The sequence below is a fragment of the Streptomyces sp. KLMMK genome, assembly GCF_036961605.1.
Taxonomy (GTDB): Bacteria; Actinomycetota; Actinomycetes; order Streptomycetales; family Streptomycetaceae; genus Streptomyces; species Streptomyces telluris.
The window spans coordinates 1-5,956 of the sequence record NZ_JBAMDC010000392.1 but is presented as its reverse complement, the minus strand read 5'-3'; the positions used below and the strand labels follow the sequence as shown (position 1 = coordinate 5,956).

Here is a 5,956-nt window from a genome sequence, read left to right as displayed (position 1 = left end):
AAGAGGCGGCCCCTTCGGCGGGGTCGCGCTGCACGGTGAGGGGCGACGGCGCCTGTCCCGCGCTCGGCGGGGCGGCTGCCCCGCCCGGCTGCTCGGCTGGTTCGGCCTGTTCGGCCGGGCTGCTGACCTGGCTGGTCACTGCTTCGGACCTCCCTCTGGCGGCGGCGCGCACATGGTGGTGCCCGACCGGCTTTCCCACGGCCATCGTACGTGGGTAAGGGCTGCCTACCTGGGATGGATCACAAGAAGAAGCGGGGCATACAGCTTCCGCTTGTCCGGGTATGGGGTGGTTTGGTCGCCCCTTGAGCGCCACCCGCTCCGCGCCCGCTCCACGTCCGCCTTCTAGGTCTTTGGTGCTAGGTCCTCGCGCGGCCGCCCCCTCTCACCAGGGCGGCTTCCATTGCTGACGGAGTGTCAGATGATCAGGAGCGGAGGTAGGTCAGCACGGCCAGCACGCGCCGGTGATCCCCATCACTAGGGGAAAGCCCAAGCTTCAGGAAGATGTTGCTGACGTGCTTCTCGACGGCTCCGTCGCTCACCACCAACTGCTTGGCGACGGCCGAATTCGTACGCCCCTCCGCCATCAGGCCGAGGACCTCCCGCTCGCGCGGAGTGAGCCCCGCGAGCACGTCCTGCTTCCGGCTGCGGCCCAGCAGCTGGGCGACGACCTCGGGGTCCAGCGCGGTGCCGCCGCGCGCCACCCGCACCACCGCGTCCACGAACTCGCGGACCTCGGCCACGCGGTCCTTGAGCAGGTAGCCCACGCCCGTGCTGCTGCCGGCCAGCAGCTCCGTCGCGTACTGCTCCTCGACGTACTGCGACAGGACCAGCACGCCCAGGCCCGGGTGCTCCTTGCGCAGCTGCACCGCGGCGCGCACGCCTTCGTCCGTATGGGTGGGCGGCATCCGTACGTCCGCCACGACCACGTCCGGCAGGGCGCCCTCGTCCGCGAGCTCCCTGATGGCCTTGATCAGCGCCTCGCCGTCGCCGACGCCCGCGACGACGTCGTGACCCCGGTCGGTCAGCAGCCGGGTCAGGCCCTCCCGGAGGAGCACCGAATCCTCGGCGATGACGACTCGCACCCTGTCCTCCACGACCTGTGGTCCCCCCGCGCCGGCAGCATTTGACGCGCTAAGCATGTCACGCAGGGAGCAGGCCCCGCCGCTGTACGACGGGGCCGGTCGGGGGGCGGACGGCGGGCGGACGGGGGATCGGACGGGGATCGGACGGCGGGGCCGCCCGGAGGGTTCGGCGGCTCAGCCGCGCCAGGGCAGCTCCGCGGTGACCGTCGTCGGCCCGCCCTCCGGCGAGTCGACCACCAGCAGGCCGTCGACCGACCCCAGCCGCTCCGCGAGCCCGGCCAGTCCGCTGCCCCCGGCCGTGGACGCCCCGCCGCGGCCGTCGTCCCACACCTGGAGCATCAGGCGGTCCGCCGAGCGCCACACGTCCACGCGGGCGCTGCGCGCGCCGCTGTGCTTGCTGACGTTCTGCAGGAGCTCGGAGACGGTGAAGTACGCGATGCCCTCGATGGCCGCCGCGGGCCTCGTCGGCAGGTCCGCCTCGGCCTGCACCGGCACCGTGCAGCGGGCCGCCAGTGCGGACAGGGCCGGGCCGAGGCCCCGGTCGGTGAGGATCGCCGGGTGGATGCCGCGGGCCAGGTCGCGCAGCTCCTGCAGGGCGAGCTTCACCTCGCCGTGCGCCTCGTCGACCATCCGGGCGGCCGCCTCCGGGTCAGCCTCCAGCTTCTCCTTGGCCAGGCCCAGGTCCATGGCGAGGGCGACGAGGCGGGCCTGGGCGCCGTCGTGCAGGTCGCGCTCGATGCGGCGCAGGTCGGCGGCGGCGGTGTCCACGACCACGCCGCGGTCCTCCTCCAGCTCCCACATCCGCTCCGCGAGCCGCGACGGGCCGAGCAGGCCGCTCACCAGCAGCCGGTCGACGGAGGCGAGGCCGCGGATCACCCAGGGGGTGGCCAGGACCACGAGCAGGCCGGCGGCGCAGGTCACGCCGATCTCGAAGGGGTTGTCGACGAAGAGGCCCGCGTCGTGCTCGGAGTCGCCGCCGAACTGCATGCCGGGCTGGCCCCACCACTTCGGGTACATCCACCAGTACGCCGGATAGAGGAACAGCGCCCAGCCGACCGACCACATCACGACCGAGACGGTGAACGCCCCGATCGCCCACGGCAGGTGCAGCACCGCGTAGAGCACGTGCCGCCAGGACACGCCGCTCTTGAGGAGCGCCCCCACCCAGGACACGAAGCCCCGCGGGCGGTTCCGCGGCAGCACCGGCTCGGGCTCGCTGATCTCCAGCTTCAGCAGGGCCCGGGCGCGGGCCCGCTCGACGGCGCCCAGCGCCCGTACGCCGACGAGCGCGGCGGCCAGCACCGGCACGCCCACGAAGGTGATCAGCAGGGCGATGCCCGCCGTCGTCATCGTCACCGCGAACGAGAAGGTGAGGACCGCCATCGGCAGGCTGAGCAGGAGGTAGAGGAACTCGCGCCACGTGCGGCCCTCCAGGGGCGCGCGCAGTACGGCGGGCACCCGGTGGTGGGCCCGGCGGGCCTCCGCCCGGCCGTAGTCCCCGTAGTCCATGGCCATGTCGTCGTCCGATCTCCTGGGTCGCGGTGGTTGCTCCGTACCTCAAGGCTCGCGGAGGGCGGCGCCCCGGACCATGGAGCGAGTAGGTGTTCCGGGGGTGGGGATGTCCCTACCCCCGGGCCTGCGGGAAGACGGCGACGGCAGGTGGGGAGGCCGGCGGCGGCAGGTGGGGAAAGCGGCGCCGGCCTGTGGGGAAGGCGGCGCCGGCCCGGAGGAGCGGGCTCTCAGCCCGCCGCGCGCTCGCGCCACGGCAGCTCCGCCGTGACGACGGTCGGCCCGCCCTCCGGCGAGTCCACCTCGAACAGGCCGTCGACCGACCCCAGCCGCTCCGCGAGCCCGGCCAGCCCGCTGCCGGAGTCCGTCGAGGCGCCGCCGCGGCCGTCGTCGCGCACCTGGATCAGCAGCCGCCGGTCCTTGCGCCACAGCTCGACCTCGGCCGTCCGCGCCCGGCTGTGCTTGCTGACGTTCTGCAGGAGCTCGGAGACGGTGAAGTACGCGATGCCCTCGATGGCCGCCGCGGGCCGCTCGGCCAGGTCGACGGAGACGGACACCGGCACGGTGCAGCGCGCGGCCACCGACGACAGGGCCGCGTCCAGGCCGCGGTCCGTGAGGACGGCCGGGTGGATGCCGCGGGCCAGGTCGCGCAGCTCCTGCAGGGCGAGCTTCACCTCGCCGTGCGCCTCGTCGACCATCCGCGCCGCCGCCTCCGGGTCCTCCAGCACCTTCTCCTTGGCCAGGCCCAGCCCCATCGCGAGGGCGACGAGGCGGGCCTGGGCGCCGTCGTGCAGGTCGCGCTCGATGCGGCGCAGGTCGGCGGCCGCGGTGTCCACGACCACGCCGCGGTCCTGCTCCAGCTCGGCGATCCGCCGCTCCAGCTCGCTGGAGGGGCTGAGCAGGCCGCGCACCATGGCGCGGTCCAGGTTCGTCATGCCGCGCACGGCGTAGCCGAGGAGCGGCCAGCCGACGAAGAGCAGGCACAGCGTCAGGACGAAGGTGAGAATGCCCCAGGGCAGCCGGATGAAGCCGTAGAGGGTGGTGCGCCAGGCGACCGGGTCCTTCAGCGTCGTCCACAGCCAGGGGAAGAAGCCCCGGCCCCGCTGCTGCCGGGAGAGCCGGCTCGGCTCCTCGATCCGCAGCCCCAGCAGCTTCCGCGCCCGTCCGCGTTCCAGCCCGCCGAGCGCCCGCGCGCCCATCAGGCCCACCGCGAGCAGGGGCAGGCCGATCACCGTGAGGGACGTCAGGACGCCCGCGTAGAGCCACAGGGACACGTAGACGAAGCCGGTGAGCGCCTCCGGCAGGTTGAGCAGCAGGTGCGCGACCTCCTTCCACGTCCGGGCGTCGAAGGCGAAGCGGGCGGGGGGAAGCCGGTCACCGCCGTCGGCCTCGTCCCTCGAAGCGGTGCTTCCGGTGATATGTGATGTTTGCGAGGTGCGCGATGTGTGCGAAGTATGCGATGTGCTCGACGTACTGTTCGGCGTACTGTTCGACGTGCTGTCCGACGGGCTTCTCGCGGCACTGCTGGCGGTCATAAGCCCAAGCCTGCACGGCCTCCAGGGGCCTCCGCCATGGGGGCCGTGGGTGGGGAAGGGTGGGGATAACCCCACCAGGGCCTAGACTCCCGTGCGTACAGAACGTCGAACACGCAGGACAGGGAGCGAGGGGCGGACGTGCCGGAGGCGACCGTGCGCAGTAGTGCCGATGCCCATGCCGCTGTCCCACTGGCCGCGGACTACTTCCAGAGCTATTCGGTCGTGGGGCTGCTCGCGGTCGTCGGGGTGCTCTTCGTCGCCGTGGCCTTCGGGGCCGGGCGGCTGCTGCGGCCCGTCGTGCCGACGCCCGAGAAGCTGCTGACGTACGAGTGCGGCGTCGACCCCGTCGGCGAGGGCTGGGCCCACACCCAGATCCGCTACTACGTCTACGCCTTCCTGTACGTGATCTTCGCGGTGGACTCGATCTTCCTGTTCCCCTGGGCGACGGTGTTCGCCGCGCCGGGCTTCGGCGGAGCCACGCTCGTGGAGATGTTCATCTTCCTCGGCTTCCTCGCCGTGGGCTTGTTGTACGCATGGAAGAAGGGCGTCCTGGAGTGGACGTGACACCGGTGGACCTTCCCGAGCCCCGTCGGCTCGGCCCGCTGGCCAGGCTGGCCCCGGAGCCGATGAAGGTCGTCCTGAACTGGGGACGCCGCTACAGCCTGTGGGTCTTCAACTTCGGGCTCGCCTGCTGCGCGATCGAGTTCATCGCCGCGTCCATGGCGCGGCACGACTTCATCCGGCTCGGCGTGATCCCCTTCGCGCCCGGCCCGCGCCAGGCCGACCTGATGATCGTCTCCGGCACGGTGACGGACAAGATGGCACCCGCCGTCAAGCGGCTCTACGAGCAGATGCCCGAGCCCAAGTACGTGATCTCCTTCGGCGCCTGCTCGAACTGCGGCGGCCCCTACTGGGACTCTTACTCGGTCACCAAGGGCGTCGACCAGATCATCCCCGTCGACGTCTACGTGCCCGGCTGCCCGCCGCGGCCCGAAGCGCTGCTGCAGGGGATCCTGAAGCTCCAGGAGAAGATCGCGCGGGAGTCGCTCGGCGAGCGGTACGGCTCCGCCGGGGGTGCGGGGGCGTCCGCCGCCGCGCTGCGCAGCGGGCTGGTGACGCCGCCGCCGGCGCCGGCGGCCACGCCGGAGGAGACGGACCGATGACCGAGCCGACGCCCGAGTCCGTACCGGAGTCCGTGCCGGGGTCCGTGCCGGAGGCCGCCCCCGAGCCCGCTGAGCCCGTTGCCGACCTCGCCGTCGGCTGGCTGCCGGCCGGAGTGATCTCGCTCTTCGGCGAAGGCGCGACAGCCGAGGAGACCTACGAGCTGCTCACGGTCGACGTCCCGGCCGAGCGGTGGATCACCGCCCTCGAAACCGCCCGGGACCGGCTGGGCTGCACCTTTTTCGACTGGCTGAGCGCCGTGGACGAGCCCGGTACGGGCTTCCGCGTCTGCGCGCACCTGGCCGCGCTGCCGGGTGCCCTGCCGGGCGGGGGCGGGGGCGTGCGCCGCCTGCTCCTGCGCACCACCGTGCCGCACGAGGCGCCTGCGCTGGCCACGGCCGTCGGCGTCTACGCGGGCGCGGCGTGGCACGAACGCGAAACCCACGAGATGTTCGGCATCGACTTCCCGGGCCACCCGCACCTCGCCCCGCTCCTTCTCCCGGAGACCTTCGAGGGCCACCCCCTGCGCAAGGACTTCGTCCTGGCGGCGCGCGTGGTCAAGGCCTGGCCCGGCGCCAAGGAGCCGGGGGAGGGGGCGGAAGGCGGCCCCAAGCGGCGCCAGATGCTGCCCCCGGGCGTCCCCGACCCCAACGAGTGGGGCCCCCTCAA

Annotated in this window: 6 protein-coding genes; 3 read left to right on the top strand and 3 right to left on the bottom strand. The window is 73.0% G+C overall.

Going from position 1 to position 5,956, the window contains the following annotated elements; genetic code table 11:
• Positions 1-422: 422 nt before the first annotated feature.
• From V7793_RS31880 to V7793_RS31870, 3 genes are all read right to left on the bottom strand, one after another.
• Positions 423-1,082, bottom strand: coding sequence for a response regulator transcription factor (locus V7793_RS31880; protein ID WP_079110894.1), 660 nt, complete (start codon positions 1,080-1,082; stop codon positions 423-425).
• A gap of 174 nt (positions 1,083-1,256) precedes the next feature.
• Positions 1,257-2,597, bottom strand: a complete 1,341-nt coding sequence (locus tag V7793_RS31875; RefSeq protein WP_336013158.1) for a sensor histidine kinase — start codon at positions 2,595-2,597, stop codon at positions 1,257-1,259.
• Between the two features lie 224 nt (positions 2,598-2,821).
• Positions 2,822-4,126 carry a sensor histidine kinase gene (locus tag V7793_RS31870; RefSeq protein WP_336013156.1) on the bottom strand — a complete coding sequence of 435 codons (1,305 nt, stop codon included), beginning with the start codon at positions 4,124-4,126 and terminating at the stop codon, positions 2,822-2,824.
• 138 nt (positions 4,127-4,264) lie between these two features.
• On the opposite strand from V7793_RS31870, the gene V7793_RS31865 reads away from it, so the two are divergent.
• The 3 genes from V7793_RS31865 to V7793_RS31855 all read left to right on the top strand — a co-directional run.
• Complete coding sequence (locus V7793_RS31865) at positions 4,265-4,690, top strand: NADH-quinone oxidoreductase subunit A (protein WP_336013154.1); 426 nt, start codon at positions 4,265-4,267, stop codon at positions 4,688-4,690.
• Positions 4,660-5,289, top strand: a complete 630-nt coding sequence (gene nuoB / locus V7793_RS31860) for an NADH-quinone oxidoreductase subunit B (protein ID WP_168096610.1) — start codon at positions 4,660-4,662, stop codon at positions 5,287-5,289. The genes V7793_RS31865 and nuoB overlap by 31 nt, the downstream gene beginning before the upstream one ends.
• Positions 5,286-5,956 (top strand): NADH-quinone oxidoreductase subunit C (locus tag V7793_RS31855; protein WP_336013153.1); only part of this gene is annotated, 671 nt, incomplete at its 3' end. The genes nuoB and V7793_RS31855, both read left to right, overlap by 4 nt.

What these genes read in the sequence shown, in the direction of transcription:
- V7793_RS31875 (WP_336013158.1), bottom strand. Translation starts at nt 2,597, where the DNA reads ATGGCCATGGACTACGGGGACTACGGCCGGGCGGAGGCCCGCCGGGCC.
- nuoB (WP_168096610.1), top strand. Translation starts at nt 4,660, where the DNA reads ATGGAAGAAGGGCGTCCTGGAGTGGACGTGACACCGGTGGACCTTCCC.
- V7793_RS31870 (WP_336013156.1), bottom strand. Translation starts at nt 4,126, where the DNA reads ATGACCGCCAGCAGTGCCGCGAGAAGCCCGTCGGACAGCACGTCGAAC.